We start from the raw sequence: 15,446 nt of genomic DNA, 5'->3' as shown, positions 1-15,446 counted from the left end.
AAGTGTTGATGAAGGGACGGAAAACGCTGTTGATGCTGGGTCTGGTCGCGTTTGGCCATGAGGCGATGGCGACCGCTCAGGTTACGGGTGAGCAACGGTTTGAGCTGGGCAGTATCGAGATGAATCTGGGCGTGGGACTGTTGAACGGTCAGGCTCGCGAGAAGGTGTTTCGCCCGGACAACGGCAAGAAGATGAGCCAGTTGAACTGGGACATGAAGCAGGTTCCCACGTTGCATCTGGGCCTGACGTACTATCCGGCGCAGTGGCTTTCCCTCGATCTGCGTGGCTGGACGGCAGTCACCAAGGGCAACAGCCATATGAAGGACTACGACTGGTTGAAAGATGACCACAAGAGCTGGAGTGATTACTCCGACCATCCTGATACCCGTGTCGAAAAGGCTTGGCAGGCGGAGATTGCGGGCACCGCCTGGCTCTTCAGAAATGAACACGCTGCCATCGGCGCCACGATCGGTTACCAGCGCAGCCAATATGGCTGGGAATCACGCGGCGGGCGTTACACGTATTCCTCCGGAGCCGGATACCGCGACATTTCCGGGAAGATTCCGGACGCCGAAAAAGCTATCGGCTATGAGCAGACGTACGACACACCTTATGTCGGGCTGGTAGGGCTGTTGCATTTTCGAGACTGGAGCCTGGAAGGTCGTTTCAAACACAGTCAGTGGGTCAGAGCTCGGGATGTCGACCAACATTATCTGCGCGACACTACCTTCACCCGCCACGATGGAAACTCGGGGCGTATGCAAAGCTTTGCCTTGGCATTGTCCTATCGCTTCAACCCTCAGTTGTCGATGAAGGCCGGCGTGGATCACCAGGTTTACGCCGAATCCAGGGGCAGCATGGCGGTAGAGGACAGGGCAGAAGGCGAAACCGATCACTATTCGGGCAAAGTCGCCGGACAGTCTGCGCGCACAACCCTGTCGACGCTGGCGGTCAGTTACGCTTTCTGACGATCGACCCTGACGACGCTAATCCTCGCAAGCCTGACCCTGACATCAGTCAGATCCTCAGGCGCGCGCGGCCGCAAATGCATGGCCAGAACAGTGGCCATGCATCGCCCGAGACGGCCAGTCTTACGCAGGCGCCCATTTCAGGCTTTAAGGTGATGCGATAGCCGATTCGGTTTGGCAAGAGGTGCTCGCAATGAGCCTGCCCGTCGATCATTGCGGCCACGGGGTCTGACTCTCAGCTGGGCAAACAGCGCAAAAGGTGGCGCTTCGCTTGTATGTTGCTCCACAGCCAATTGCAGCGTCTAGAGTTCTCAATCAATCCTGGTGATAACGCTGCAATCACCGGGTCGTTGCTTAACAAAAGATAACGTCATGTCGATTGTCATACGTTTCCAAAGCTGGATAGGATGGGTTCGCTTCGGCAGGGCCATGTCGTACGCGAGCTAGAGCGCTTGCGGCTTTCGACGGGGGCTGCGGAGAACCTAATAAAAATAAAGGAAGGGGAAGCTCCATGCGTGAGCCAGTCATTCGGCGCACTTGGTCCGCGGTCATTCGAGGCAGTGACGATTCCCGGACGTCGCACACGGGCAAGCCTCTGAGCACGGTGTTGTCGTTGCTCATCTCAATGACCTTCTGCGGCGCCGCGTTCGCAGCCGACAGCACGCCAGCTGATGCGCCCGCCAACGTCGGTGACTCCGCTGTTTTCGCCCTCGAATCCGCCAAAGCTTCCCGCAGTCTGTTGCTGGACGTGACCCATGCCGGCAAGCGCGTGGTCGTGGTGGGGGATCGCGGCCACATTCTCTTTTCCGATGACGAGGGCAGAACCTGGACCCAGGCCAAAGTGCCGACGCGCCAGTTGCTGACAGCGGTTTACTTCGTCGACGACCAGCACGGCTGGGCGGTCGGCCATGACGCACAGATCCTCGCCAGCAATGACGGCGGGGCTTCCTGGAGCAAACAGTTCGAAGACCTCAAGCGTGAAGCGCCATTGCTGGACGTCTGGTTCAAAGACCTGCAGACCGGCTTCGCTGTGGGTGCCTACGGCGCGTTGCTGGAAACCACTGACGGCGGCCAGCATTGGCAGGACATCGGCGAGCGTCTCGATAACGAAGACCAGTTTCACCTCAACGGCATTGCCTACGTGAAGGACGCCGGACTGTTCGCCGTAGGGGAGCAGGGCAGCATGTTTCGCTCGCCCGATGACGGCCAGACCTGGGAAAAACTCGAAGGCCCTTATCAGGGATCGCTGTTCGGCGTGGTCGGCACCTCGCAGGCCAACACGTTGCTGGCCTATGGTCTGCGCGGCAACCTGTTCCGCTCCACGGATTTCGGCAGTCACTGGGAGCCCGTTGCGCTGCAGGGCGAACGCGGGCCGCTGGAATTCAGTATCGCCAACGCCTCGCTGTTGCCGGACAACTCCATAGTGCTCGTAGGAAATGGCGGTAGCGTGATGCGCAGTACCGACGATGGGGAGAGCTTCACGGTCTCGAACCGCTCGGACCGTATTTCGCTTGCCGGCGTGACCGAAGACGATAAGGGCAATCTGATTCTGGTGGGACAGGGCGGCGTTCGCGTCACCTCGCCAACGGGCGCCGATGTCGCTCAACAATAAGAACCGACCAGGCCAGGACGCTTTCCCATGACCAATCTTCAACAGCATCACGACAAGCCGACACTGCTGGAACGCCTGATCTTCAACAATCGGCCGACAGTGATCGGCCTTTGCCTGCTGGTCAGTATTTTCCTGTTCTGGCAGGCCACCCTGGTGCGCCCCTCCACCAGCTTCGAAAAGATGATCCCGCTCGGGCATCCGTTCATTCAGAACATGATGGAACACCGCAACGACCTGGCCAACCTGGGCAATACCGTCCGGATTTCAGTGGAGGCCCGGCAGGGCGATATCTTCTCCAAGGAGTACATGGAGACCCTGCGGCAGATCAACGACGAGGTGTTCTACATTTCAGGCGTCGACCGTTCGGGCCTCAAGTCGCTCTGGAGCCCGAGCGTGCGCTGGACCGAGGTCACCGAGGAGGGTTTTGCCGGTGGCGAGGTGATTCCGCAGAGCTACGACGGTTCGCAGGAAAGCCTCGACAAGCTGCGCAATAACGTTCTGAAATCCGGGCAGGTGGGTCGTCTCGTCGCCAACAACTTCAAGTCCAGCATCGTCGACGTGCCGCTGCAGGAGTTCTATCCGGATCCGGCCGATCAGAGCAGGCTGTTGCCGCTGGACTATCGCCAGTTTTCCCATCAGCTCGAAGAAAAGATCCGCGACAAATACGAAGCACAGAATCCCAACGTCGATATCCACATCGTCGGCTTTGCCAAGAAAGTGGGTGATCTGATCGACGGCCTGATCATGGTCGTCATGTTCTTCGGCGTCGCGTTTCTGATCACGCTGGTGCTGCTGATGTGGTTCACCCGCTGCCTGCGCAGCACGATTGCCGTGTTGAGCACGACGCTGATCGCCGTGATCTGGCAGTTGGGCCTGATGCATGTCGTGGGTTTCGGGCTCGATCCTTACTCGATGCTGGTGCCGTTTCTGATCTTCGCGATCGGTATTTCCCACGGCGTGCAGAAGATCAACGGCATTGCGCTGCAATCGAGTGACGCCGAGAACGCCCTGACGGCGGCACGACGCACGTTCCGCCAGCTCTTTCTGCCGGGAATGATCGCGATTCTGGCCGATGCCGTGGGGTTCATCACGTTACTGATCATCGACATCGGCGTGATCCGCGAGTTGGCCATTGGCGCCTCGATCGGCGTCGCGGTGATCGTGTTCACCAACCTGATCCTGCTGCCAGTGGCGATTTCCTACGTGGGCATCAGCAAAAAGGCCGTGGTGCGCAGCAAGCAGGACGCCGTACGCGAGCATCCTTTCTGGCGACTGTTGTCGAACTTTGCCGCGCCGAAGGTTGCGCGGGTGTCGGTGATTCTGGCGCTGGTGGCGTTGGGCGCAGGCCTCTGGTACGGGCATAACCTGAAGATCGGCGATCTCGATCAAGGGGCGCCGGAGCTGCGGCCGGATTCGCGGTACAACCAGGACAACAACTTCATCATCAACAACTACTCGACCAGTTCCGATGTGCTGGTGGTCATGGTCAAGACACCGCCCGAGGGCTGCTCTGCCTTTCAGACGCTGTCGGCGATCAACGAGTTGTCGTGGAAAATGGAAAACACGCCGGGCGTGCAGTCGGCCATTTCACTGGTCACTGTGTCCAAGCAAGTGATCAAGGGCATGAACGAGGGCAACCTGAAATGGGAGTCGCTGTCGCGCAACAAGGACGTGCTCAACAGCTCCATTTCCCGGGCGGACGGGCTGTACAACAACACCTGTTCGCTGGCTCCGCTGTTGATTTTCCTCAACGACCACAAGGCAGAAACCCTGGACCGGGCGGTGCATGCAGTGCAGGAATTCGCGCAGCAGAACAACAAGGAAGGCCTGGAATTCCTGCTGGCGGCGGGTAACGCCGGAATCGAGGCCGCAACAAACGAGGTGATCAAGCAGGCTGAGCTGACGATTCTGATCCTGGTGTACATCTGCGTGGCCGTGATGTGCATGATCACTTTCCGCTCGTGGGCCGCGACGTTGTGCATCGTCTTGCCGCTCGTACTGACCTCGGTGCTGGGCAACGCGCTGATGGCGTTCATGGGCATCGGCGTCAAGGTCGCGACCTTGCCGGTGGTGGCGCTGGGCGTGGGGATCGGCGTCGATTACGGCATCTACATCTACAGCCGTCTGGAGAGTTTCCTGCGTGCGGGGCTGCCGTTGCAGGAGGCGTATTACGAGACGCTGAAATCGACCGGCAAGGCCGTGCTGTTCACCGGCCTGTGCCTGGCGATCGGTGTGTGCACGTGGATTTTCTCGGCGATCAAGTTCCAGGCCGACATGGGCCTGATGCTGACGTTCATGCTGTTGTGGAACATGTTCGGCGCCCTGTGGCTGTTGCCAGCGCTGGCGCGTTTCCTCATCAAACCGGAGAAGATGGCCGGCAAGGTCGGCAACTCGCTGTTCTCGCACTGATCGACCGGGAACAAAAAAACCGCAGGCCGTACGCAGCCTGCGGTTTTTTATGAGGGCGAAGAACGAGGCGTTCGCCGCAACTGCCCGGTACAGCTGACCTGTATTTTTCGCCCAGCCTGTCAGTTGTAGACGAAGAAACCTCGTCCGCTCTTACGTCCCAGATAGCCTGCGGCGACCATTTCCTTGAGCAGCGGGGCAGGGCGGTATTTGCTGTCGTTGAAGCCGTCATGGAACGCTTCGACAATGGCCAGCAATGTGTCCAGGCCGATCAGGTCCGCCAGGGCCAGCGGACCGATTGGCTGGTTGCAGCCCAGGCGCATGCCGTCGTCGATGTCCTGTGCAGTCGCCAAGCCTTCCTGCAACACCAGAATCGCTTCGTTGATCATCGGCACCAGGATCCGGTTGACCACAAAGCCTGGGCGGTTACCTGCCGTGATCGCCGTCTTGTTCAGGCGTTCGGCCAGCTTGATCGCGGCGACGTGGGTTTCATCGGCCGTCTGCAAGCCGCGGATGACTTCGATCAGGCCCATCATCGGCACCGGATTGAAGAAATGCAGCCCGATGAAACGCTCCGGAAATTCCACGCTGGCCGCCAGCTCCGTGATCGACAGCGACGAGGTGTTGGAGGCAATCACGCAGTCCCGCCCCACATGACTGGCGATCATCTTCAGCAGCTGCAGCTTGAGGTCCAGGTTCTCGGTGGCTGCCTCGATCACCAGTTGCGCGCCGTCCAGCTGCGCGTAGTCGGTGGTCGTCTGAATACGTTGCAAGGCGGCTTGCGCAAGATCGTTGTCGATCGTCTGCTTGTTCACCTGACGTTCGAGGTTCTTGCGCACGGTCGCGACACCGCGCTCCAGCGCCGTGTCGGAAATATCCACCAAGATCACGTCAAAACCCGCGACGGCGCACACCTGGGCGATGCCGTTACCCATGGTGCCGGCGCCGATCACGGCAATGTGTTGCAGGCTCATTGGAGACTCCTCGCTCAAACGCGTTCGAAGATGACAGCGATGCCCTGACCGCCGCCGATGCACATGGTCACCAGTGCGTAGCGGCCCTGAGTCCGGTGCAACTCGTGAATCGCCTTGGTCGCGATGATGGCGCCCGTCGCGCCGACCGGGTGACCCAGCGAAATACCGGAGCCATTAGGGTTAACCTTTTCCGGATCGAAACCCAGCTCGCGGGCGACCGCGCAGGCCTGGGCGGCGAATGCCTCGTTGGATTCGATCACGTCCAGGTCTGCGACGGTCAGGCCTGCGCGTTCCAAAACCTTGCGGCTGGCGGGAATCGGCCCCAGGCCCATCATCGACGGCTCGACCCCGGCGTGCGCGTACGCGACCAGGCGCGCGAGCGGCTTGAGGCCCTGTTCGCGGACCATGTTGCCACTGGCCATCACCAGCGCTGCGGCGCCATCGTTCAAGCCCGAGGCGTTGCCGGCGGTCACGGTGCCGTCCTTCTTGAATGCGGTTTTCATCTTTTCCAGCTGCTCAGCGGTGACATCGCCGCGCACGTGTTCGTCCTGAGCGAAGGTCACGGTGCCTTTGCGGCTGGCGATTTCAATGGGCACGATCTGACTTGCGAAGCGGCCTTCGGCAATGGCCCGGGCCGCGCGCTGCTGGCTGGTGAGCGCCAGTGCATCCTGGTCGGCTCGGGTGATGCCGTAATTCTCTGCGATGTTTTCGGCGGTGATGCCCATGTGAATGTTGGCGAACGGATCGTGCAGCGCGCCGAGCATGTAGTCGTACGCCTGAACGTTGCCCATGCGCGCACCCCAGCGGGCTTGCGGCATGATGTAAGCGCCGCGGCTCATGGATTCGGCGCCGCCGGCCAGCACCGCTTTTGCGTCGCCGAGCATCACCGACTGGGCGGCCGACACAATGGCTTGCAGGCCCGAGCCGCACAGGCGGTTGACGTTCATGGCCGGGGTTTCCTTGGTCAGGCCCGCTTCAAGGGCGATGACGCGGGACAGGTAGGCATCGCGCACTTCTGTCGGAATGACATGACCCATGACCACGTGGCCGATGTGCTCGGCGGCGAGCCCCGACCCGGCAATGGCAGCGCGGCTGACCTGGGTGCCCAGTTCGATGGGCGAGACATCCTTGAGGGAACCGCCGAATCCACCGATGGCGGTGCGCAGCGCGCTGACGACGAAAACTTCGGTAGTGCTCATGTCGACTCCTGAAACCTTTTGTATTTAGGGTGGGCAGCACCGACAGACGGCATTTCGGCCAGGGCTGATTGCGGGCAAGTCTAGATCGACGTTTGCAGCGGGCCTATGCCAAAACTGTCCAGATCAGCTGGCGTTCTTTACCATCACGGTCTGGCCAGTGGCGCATACCAATAAGAGGAAAAGCTGCTCATGCGGGAAAAGGATTCAGTGTCGATTTACTTCGTCCAGTTGGTGGTGCACGCCTTGCGGGACGAACCGTTACGCCTGCAATCGGTGCTGGAAGCGGCGGGCATCGACATGGCCCTGCTCGATGATCCGGCCGCCAGGGTGTCGGCCAGCGCGTTCGCAGCGCTGTGGCTCATTCAGATCAAGGAGCTGGGCGATGAGTTTTTCGCCCTCGACTCGCACGGCATGCCGTTGGGCAGCTTCGCCTTGATCTGCCGGGCGCTCATCCAGGAACCGAACCTTGAAAAAGCGCTGCGTCAGTGCCTGAACAATTTTGGCCTGTTCCTGCGCGATTTTCGCGGCAGCCTCATCGTGCGCGGCCAGCGAGCGGTGATTGCCGTGGAAACCCGCACGGAGGATCCCGTCAAGCAACGCTTTGGCGAAGAAACCTTTCTGCTGCTGATGATCAGCCTGCTGTGCTGGCTGGGCGGACGACGGATCACCATTGACCGCGCGCAGTTTCGCCAGCACCGCGAGCGACTCAGCGACGACTCGCTGCTGTGGGGATTCAACCTGAGTTTTGGCGAGCAGCGCACCGAGATCGAGTTCTCCAGTCATTACCTGCGACTGCCGGTGGTGCAGTCGCTGCCGTCGCTCAAATCGTTTTTGCGCACCGCGCCGCAGTGGCTGGTGATCCGCTTCCGCAATCAGCGCGGGCTGGCGGCGCAGGTGTATCAGCGTCTTCGCAACAGCCATTACGGTCACTGGCCGACCCTGCTGGAAATGGCCGATGAACTGAAACTCAGCCCGACCACCTTTCGGCGCCGTCTGGAGCGTGAGGGCTGTGCGTTTCAGGGCATCAAGGACGATGTCAGGCGTGGCATCGCGCAGCAGACGCTGCGTGAAACCGACATGAGCGTGGTGGACATCGCCGCGCTGGTCGGCTTTCAGGAGCCCAGCGCGTTTCACCGGGCGTTCAAGAAATGGACGGGAGAAAGCCCGGGGCATTACCGCGCGGCGGCGATGCCCGTGCCTGCGGACAGGCGCTGACGCGGGAGGTCAAGGCAGCCAGGCATTGCGCCAGACGTGCTGCCGATCCTCATCCAGTACCCATTGCTCATGAACGACCCGCCTGAGGGCATCGCCTTGACCTGCGAGGGCGTCAGCGTCGGCGATGAGCGCGCGAATCGCCTCGATCCACACGGCTGCGTCTGCGGGCAGGTGCGTCACGGGCAGGCTGGCATCGTCACCGCGCCGAGCGCAGGCAATGACCGGAACGCCGCATGCGCCGAACCGCAGCAGCTGGGCCAGACTCTGGCCCTTGCGCAAGTCGTCGAGCTGCGGCAGCAGGGCCACATCGAGCTTCATCTCGGTCAGCGCTGCAGGCAGTGATTCCCGCGCGGCCTGAGGATGGTATTCGCGGACATGCGCGCGTAACTCGACGGGGCAGTCGCCCATGACCACAAAATCCACGTCAGTGGCCAGCGCGCTCAACACTTGGGCGAGCAGCGTCAGATCCAGCGTCGGGTCGTTGCCACACCAGCCGACGCGCAGCCGTTGGCTCACGCGTCGCTGCGGGCTCAGGTTCTTTTTCCAGTCGACCGGCAGATAGTCGGCCACCACGCGAATGTCGCTGTGCAAACCCTCCAGCGCACCGGCCAGTGCCGGGACCGGCACCACGACGCGATCGATCAGCCCCAGCGTGCGCAGGAACGCCGGATCGTCCGTCCCGGATTCAGGCAAGCGGTCCAGATCCAGCACGCGCAGCGCCGGCGACACGGCTGCGAGCACCTCGAGGGCGTGGAAGTCAGGCTCCTCGAACGTTTGCTGGAACACGATCGCAGCAGGGCGCAGGCGCTCGACCTCAGCAATGCTGAGCAGGCGGGTGGAAACCGCGCCGTCCAGCAATGCCCGTTCGCGCAGGGCGTCGAGCGGCGTTGTCACACGATGGTCGGCCGATTCCCAGCGCAGTTGCCGTTGTAGCAGCACCAACGGCTGCGGCCGCCATGGCAGCGGTCGCCAGGTCAGCTCGACGTTGGTTTCCAGTTCGAAACCGTTGCCGGTCAGCGCAAAATTGGCGTTGTAGGCGGGATCGGCGGCCATGATCGGCAGCCACTTGCGGTACATCGCCAGTTGTTCACCCTGGAAGCGTTCGATCTTCTTCTTGAACGCCGTGGTGTCCGTATTGATCTGGCTCACGCTGGATTCGTGGAGCAGCTTCACGTGAGGCGTCCACACCACCAGATAGCCTGCTTCACGTACCTTCAGACACAGATCGACATCGTTGTAGGAAATCCTGAAGTTGACCTCGTCCAGGCCTGCGACTTCTTCGTACAAGGATTTGCGAACCATCAGGCACGCGGCAGTAACCACGCTGTAGTTCTGATCGACCTGCAAGCGCTGCATGTAACCTGCGCTGTCCCGGCCGGCATTGCTGAACACGTGGCCAGCAGGCCCGGTGATGCCCATCACGACGCCGGCGTGCTGGATCGTCGAACTGGGGTAATACAGCTTGGCGCCGACGATCCCGACTTCCGGCCGCAGACCGTGGTTGAGCAGGTTATCCAGCCATTCCGGGTGCAGCACGGCGGTGTCGTTGTTCAACAGCACCAAATACTCGCCGCGTGCGTGCTGCGCCGCGACGTTGTTGATCTCTGAATAGTTGAAGGGAAAAGGATGACGCAGTACGCGTACCTTTTCGCTCTGCATCGACTCCACACCGGCCAGCCACTCCAGCGCATCGGCCTCTTCACTGTTGTTGTCGATGATGATGATTTCGTAGTGGCTGTAGGCGGTTTTCTCCAGAACGCTCTCGACGCAGCGGCTGAGAATGCCCAACTGATCCTTGGTAGGAATCAGGATCGACACAAGCGGCTGCGCGGCATGGTTGTAGCGGATCTGATAGTGACCGACGTCAGTCTGGAAAATCTGGCTGTCGGCGTAGCCGCGCACCTGCAGGTGGCGGCTCAAGGTGCGGACTTCGTCCTCGTTCTGCTCGGGCCAGGCGTCGCAGGTGAGCAGCGGTTCGGCGAGGTGATGCAGATCGCCGACACCCTCGTTTTCGATCAGGCGCAGGATCAGGTCCAGCTCCATCGCGTGGGCGAAGCTGGCGTCGAAACCACCGAGGCCGATGAACGTGTGACGATGGAAAATCCAGTGTTTGCTCAGTGCCGAGGGGTAGCTGAGCAGAAAGTCCAGATTGAAATCAGGGCGGAAAGCCGGTGCCAGCGTGCCGTCGGGCGAGCGATGCAGTTCATCGGCGAACAGCGCCGTGCAATGAGGCAATTGCGGCAGTTCCAGACGCACCCGGGACAGCCCTTGGGCCGTGAAGGCTGCGCCTGCTTCGACGACCATGAACCAGTCGCACGCGCGGCTTTCGATGAGTGGGTTCAGCGACGGCACCAGCAGGGAAGACGGCGATGTCCTCCATTGCACCAGTGCGCTGACCGGGAAATCCTCAGGCACCGGGCTGGCCGAGAGCACCACCACGTTCAGGTCCTGCGACAGGGACTGATGGGTCAGGATGCTCTCCAGCGTGGCGATCACTTTGCGGGTCTGTCGATCCGGATCGAGCACCACCACGAGCAACGACGAGCCTGCGCTGCTGGCATCGATCCGTTCATTGATCAGCTGCTGCTGAACCGGATTGATCTTGCGCTGCTCCAGCCATTTTCCCACGCCGAATCCGAACTGTTCGCCAGGGAACACATCGGCGAAATACGACAGCAAGTCGACTTCGTTGATGCACGCGCCTTCGTCCAGCGTCGAGACCTTGAGCATCCGGTATTCATCAAGACTGTGCGCCCAGCCCAGTTCGTTCACGCGCTGGGTCAACGGACCACGCGCCTGCTCCAGCGTCCTGAGCGGCTGCACGCCGTCGGCGCTGGAGGCGCGGACGAACGACAAGGCCGTTTCGAGCATGACCAGGTCGCCCTGGCGCAACAATTTGAGGTACAGCGCCAGATCGCCCTGTTCGGCCATTGGCGCGCCATTGAGCGACAGCAGATCGTCGCCGAACGCCAGCACATCGGCGCGATGGACCATCACGCAGCTCAGTGTGCCGATGAGGTTGACCGGGAACTGGCCAAGGAACGATGCCAGTGGAATGCCGGTAAAAAGCAGGTCGTGGCTGAACGGAAAGCCGCTTTCCCGAGTGTCCGGCAGGACCTGCTGATGCGCGTCGATGACGTGGCGGCGGGAGCTGACCAGTGTCAGCCCATCACGGGATTCCAGTTGCGCCAGCAGTGAGCTCACGTTCTCCGGCTGCAGCAGAGCATCGTCGTGCAGAAACTTGATGTACTCGCCCTGAGCTTCGCGGATGCCGCGCACGAGGCTGAGCGACTCACCCAGCGGCGTGTCGTTGCGCAGGTGGCGAAGCGGCCAGGGGCTGTGAGGCCGCAGCTGTTCGAGGACTTGCTGCACGCCGTCGTCGGGGCAGTCATCGCAGACGATGATTTCTACGGCGTCATGGGTCTGACTGAAGGCGCTGCGCAGCGCGGCTTCGAGGAAGTCGGGCTTTTGCGCCGGAATTACGATGCTGACCAATCGACGAGCGTTCATCTGGATGCCTGATTTGAATTCATTGCCCGGTGCCTGAAACCTGCTCTCAGGCACTGAAATTTTCTTGGGATAGAAGGTTATCGTCCGCCGGTCGCTATTCTTCAGATCAACTTCGCCGCCGGGCTCTTCGCAGCGCACTGACAGTTTGCGTCGTCGCGTCAGTATCTGGGCGCTGCTGCCGATAACTGACAGGCGCAGCAAAAAACCGGCCAGTCCGTTGGCTGACGTTTGCCGACTTTGCTTGATATTTCGAACGGCTGACGCTTATTTTGTACGCCTTGCCGCTGTGCGGTCTGCCAGAAAAACAAAGGATTTGAGTCATGAGTAGCGATGGCCACAATTCACTCGCGCAGCGATTGATGGGCATTGATGAAATTGAATGTGTCACCCCGGACCTCAACGGTGTGCCACGCGGGAAGGTGATGACGGCGCAAGGGTTTCTGGAAGGCCGACGCCTGCAGATGGCCCGTGGCGTGCTGCTGCAATGCATCATGGGCGGTTACCCGCCTGCAAAATTCTACGGCAGCGACGATGGTGATCTGGCGCTGGTCGCCGATCCGCAACAGATTCACCGCCTGCCCTGGAGTGACGAGCCTCGTGCGCTGGCCATCTGCGATGCAGACGAGTTGACCGGCGAAAGCTCCAGTCTCTCGACCCGCGGCCAGCTCAAGTCGGTAATCGCCCGTTACGCCCGCCATGGCTGGTCGCCGGTGGTCGCGACCGAGCTTGAGTTCTTTGTGTTCGCCCCCAACAGCGACCCGACTCAACCATTCAAGCCGCCGGTCGGGCTGGACGGCCGTCGCGAAGAAGGACGCTCGGCGTTCAGCGTCAGTTCCAATAACGGCCTGCGACCCTTCTTCAGCGAGGTCTACAAGGGCATGGCTGCTCTAGGCCTGCCGCGCGACACGTTCATGCACGAAATGGGCGTCAGCCAGTTCGAGATCAACCTGCTGCACGGCGACCCGTTGCTGCTCGCCGATCAGACGTTCCTGTTCAAGCACCTGCTCAAGGAAATCGCGCTCAAGCATGGTCTGACCGTGGTGTGCATGGCCAAACCGCTGGCGCACACGCCGGGCAGCTCCATGCACATTCATCAGAGCGTGGTGGAGACGGCGACCGGCAACACTATTTTCAGTGACGAGCAGGGCGCGGCCACCGCCGAATTCCACCATTTTCTCGGCGGGCAGCAGGCGGCGATGGCGGACTTCACCGCGCTGTTCGCGCCCAACGTCAATTCCTACCAGCGGTTGTGCCATCCGTTCGCCTCGCCGAACAATGCCTGTTGGTCACACGACAATCGCGCCGCCGGCCTTCGCATTCCGGCCAGCGCGCCGGTTGCCCGACGGGTGGAAAACCGGCTCCCCGGTGCAGATGCCAACCCGTATCTGGCCATTGCAGCTAGTCTTGCAGCCGGGCTGTACGGAATCGAGCAGAAACTGGAACCGTCGGCGCCGATTCAAGGGGAGTTTGTCGTGCCGGATAATCTTTCCCTGCCATGTACCTTGCATGCCGCTCTGGAGCGTCTGAAACGCAGCCCATTGGCCAAGGAACTGTTTGGGACCGAATTCATCGAAGGCTACATCGCATCGAAGACCCTGGAACTGACCAGTTTCTTCGATGAAATCACGCCCTGGGAGCGCCGAGTATTGGCCCAGGATGTGTGAACACCATTGCGAGCCATGCTCCTTCGGAGTGATGCACGTGGTACGTCGTTGGAAACAGGCGAGCAGGCTCGATCAGAGCGCCCGAGGTAGGGCGCTTGCGGCCTTATCGCGTGTTCTGTGCGACGTCTGACGTTTGTTCATGATGGTTTCACACAGCCTGAAGCACCCAGGCTCAAGAACCGCGGTTCGGGAATCCTCTCTGATGGGGGCTTCCCGTTTTTGGAAAGCCGATGCGCCAAATCTGGAAGTCCTTTAGAGCGCTGTATTTCGCCTCGCTGATGATGTTGATCGGCTCGGGCCTTTTGAGCACCTACCTTGCCTTGCGTCTGGCGGCCGATCAGGTCGATGGCCTTTGGGTCGGTGCGCTGATGGCCGCCAACTATGTCGGTCTGGCGCTGGGCGGCAAGATCGGCCACCGGCTGATCGGCCGGGTCGGGCACATTCGTGCGTATGCGACGTGCGCTGGTATCGTCGGCGCTGCCGTTCTGGGGCATGGTCTGGTGGATTACCTGCCGGCGTGGATCTTTTTGCGCATGATCGTCGGCCTCGGGATGATGTGCCAGTACATGGTTATCGAGAGCTGGCTGAACGAGCAGGCATCGCCCAAGCAGCGCGGTCTGGTCTTCAGTGGCTACATGATCGCCTCGTACCTTGGGCTGGTGCTCGGCCAGCTGATCCTGGTGATCCATCCGCAGCTGGGCCCCGAACTGCTGATGCTGGTGGCGCTGTGTTTCACCCTGTGCCTGGTGCCGGTGGCGATGACCCGCAGTATTCACCCGGCGCCGATGCGTCCGGCCCCGCTCGAACCCTTGTTCTTCATGCGCCGCGTACCGCAGTCGCTGACCACGGTGTTGAGCGCCGGTCTGATCATCGGCTCATTTTATGGCCTGGCGCCGCTGTATGCCGCGCAGCAGGGGCTGTCCACCGAACATGTCGGTATGTTCATGGCCAGTTGCATCGGCGCAGGCCTGCTGGTGCAAGGCCCGTTGGGCAGGTTGTCGGACCGCTACGATCGTGCCTGGCTGATTCGCGGTGTGGCGGGGTTGCTGGTGCTGGCCGCGCTGCCACTGGCGATTTTCCCCAGCGTGCCGATGGAGGTGTTGCTGGCGGTCGGGTTCGTGGCATCGCTGCTGCAGTTCTCGCTCTACCCGCTGGCGGTCGCCTTTTCCAATGACCACGTCGAAGGCGAGCGCCGCGTGTCGCTGACGGCCATGTTGCTGATGACCTACGGCGTGGGCGCCAGTATCGGGCCGCTGGTCTCGGGTGTGCTGATGAAGATGTTCGGCAGCAACATGCTGTACGCCTTCGTCTGCTTCACGGCGCTGGTGCTGGTGCTGCGTATTCGTCCCAAAGCCGTCACCAACCTGCACCAGGTGGAGGATGCGCCGCTGCATCACATTGCCATGCCGGACAGCATGTCCAGCTCGCCGCTGGTCGTGGCGCTTGACCCTCGGGTCGATGAACAAGTGGTTCAGGACCAGATGCAGACCGCGACCGACGCGACCGAACCGGAGCAGCCCGGTGCCGAAACCGAAGCCGGCCCGGAACGCGTGGTGCCGTCAGGCGAAGGCGTCGTGCGGCCGGTTGCGGTGGTCGATGGCGATGTCACCACCGACGCGCAAGACGCCCGGCCCGACGCGGTTCACGATGCATCGCGGGATGTCGGCGTCGACCGCCCGCTCTGACGCGAGACTTGGCGGCTGCAAACGCCGCCCGGTTCCCGGCCTCTTCGCGAGCAAGCCCACATAAGTTCTGCGTGTTGCCGTCATCCGATGCTTGCGCGAGCGGGTGAGAGCCACAGAAATCCAGCGTACGACTTGGCATCCGATGCTTGCGCGAACCTTGTGGGAGATTCTATGGTTGCAAACAACGGTTTTCAGGCCGTTTTGCTCACGTAT

9 protein-coding genes are annotated in these 15,446 nt (G+C 61.2%); 6 read left to right on the top strand and 3 right to left on the bottom strand.

Translation table 11 applies throughout. The features are described 5' to 3' along the window. The first annotated feature begins 8 nt into the window (after positions 1 to 8). From QRN36_RS24000 to QRN36_RS23990, 3 genes are all read left to right on the top strand, one after another. Positions 9 to 968, top strand: a complete 960-nt coding sequence (locus tag QRN36_RS24000) for an omptin family outer membrane protease (protein ID WP_285426323.1) — start codon at positions 9 to 11, stop codon at positions 966 to 968. Between the two features lie 511 nt (positions 969 to 1,479). Next, positions 1,480 to 2,580 (top strand): YCF48-related protein, encoded by a 1,101-nt coding sequence (locus tag QRN36_RS23995; RefSeq protein ID WP_285426322.1) that lies wholly within the window; start codon positions 1,480 to 1,482, stop codon positions 2,578 to 2,580. Between the two features lie 27 nt (positions 2,581 to 2,607). Beyond that, positions 2,608 to 4,989 (top strand): RND family transporter, encoded by a 2,382-nt coding sequence (locus QRN36_RS23990; protein WP_285426321.1) that lies wholly within the window; start codon positions 2,608 to 2,610, stop codon positions 4,987 to 4,989. 119 nt (positions 4,990 to 5,108) lie between these two features. On the opposite strand, the gene QRN36_RS23985 is transcribed toward QRN36_RS23990, so the two are convergent. Together QRN36_RS23985 and QRN36_RS23980 are read right to left on the bottom strand one after the other, a co-directional pair. Beyond that, complete coding sequence (locus QRN36_RS23985) at positions 5,109 to 5,960, bottom strand: 3-hydroxybutyryl-CoA dehydrogenase (protein WP_285426320.1); 852 nt, start codon at positions 5,958 to 5,960, stop codon at positions 5,109 to 5,111. 14 nt (positions 5,961 to 5,974) lie between these two features. Continuing rightward, positions 5,975 to 7,159, bottom strand: a complete 1,185-nt coding sequence (locus QRN36_RS23980; protein WP_285426319.1) for an acetyl-CoA C-acyltransferase family protein — start codon at positions 7,157 to 7,159, stop codon at positions 5,975 to 5,977. 189 nt (positions 7,160 to 7,348) lie between these two features. On the opposite strand from QRN36_RS23980, the gene QRN36_RS23975 reads away from it, so the two are divergent. Next, entirely contained in the window at positions 7,349 to 8,374 is a 1,026-nt protein-coding gene (locus QRN36_RS23975) for an AraC family transcriptional regulator (RefSeq protein ID WP_285426318.1), read from the top strand. Positions 8,375 to 8,383: 9 nt separating this feature from the next. Here the strand turns inward: QRN36_RS23975 and QRN36_RS23970 are convergent, their stop codons facing one another. Beyond that, positions 8,384 to 11,884, bottom strand: a complete 3,501-nt coding sequence (locus QRN36_RS23970) for a glycosyltransferase (RefSeq protein WP_285426317.1) — start codon at positions 11,882 to 11,884, stop codon at positions 8,384 to 8,386. 422 nt (positions 11,885 to 12,306) lie between these two features. On the opposite strand from QRN36_RS23970, the gene QRN36_RS23965 reads away from it, so the two are divergent. Together QRN36_RS23965 and QRN36_RS23960 are read left to right on the top strand one after the other, a co-directional pair. Then, the gene (locus QRN36_RS23965) at positions 12,307 to 13,548 is read left to right on the top strand and encodes a glutamine synthetase family protein (RefSeq protein WP_285426338.1); all 1,242 of its coding nucleotides are present in this window, start codon (positions 12,307 to 12,309) and stop codon (positions 13,546 to 13,548) included. A 230-nt stretch (positions 13,549 to 13,778) separates the two neighbouring features. Beyond that, positions 13,779 to 15,233 (top strand): MFS transporter, encoded by a 1,455-nt coding sequence (locus tag QRN36_RS23960; protein ID WP_373568796.1) that lies wholly within the window; start codon positions 13,779 to 13,781, stop codon positions 15,231 to 15,233. Positions 15,234 to 15,446 lie beyond the last annotated feature (213 nt).

This window comes from Pseudomonas sp. efr-133-TYG-103a (assembly GCF_030209235.1).
Lineage (GTDB): Bacteria > Pseudomonadota > Gammaproteobacteria > Pseudomonadales > Pseudomonadaceae > Aquipseudomonas.
The sequence above is the reverse complement of the archived record's forward strand: the minus strand, read 5'-3'. Positions and strand labels throughout refer to the sequence as shown.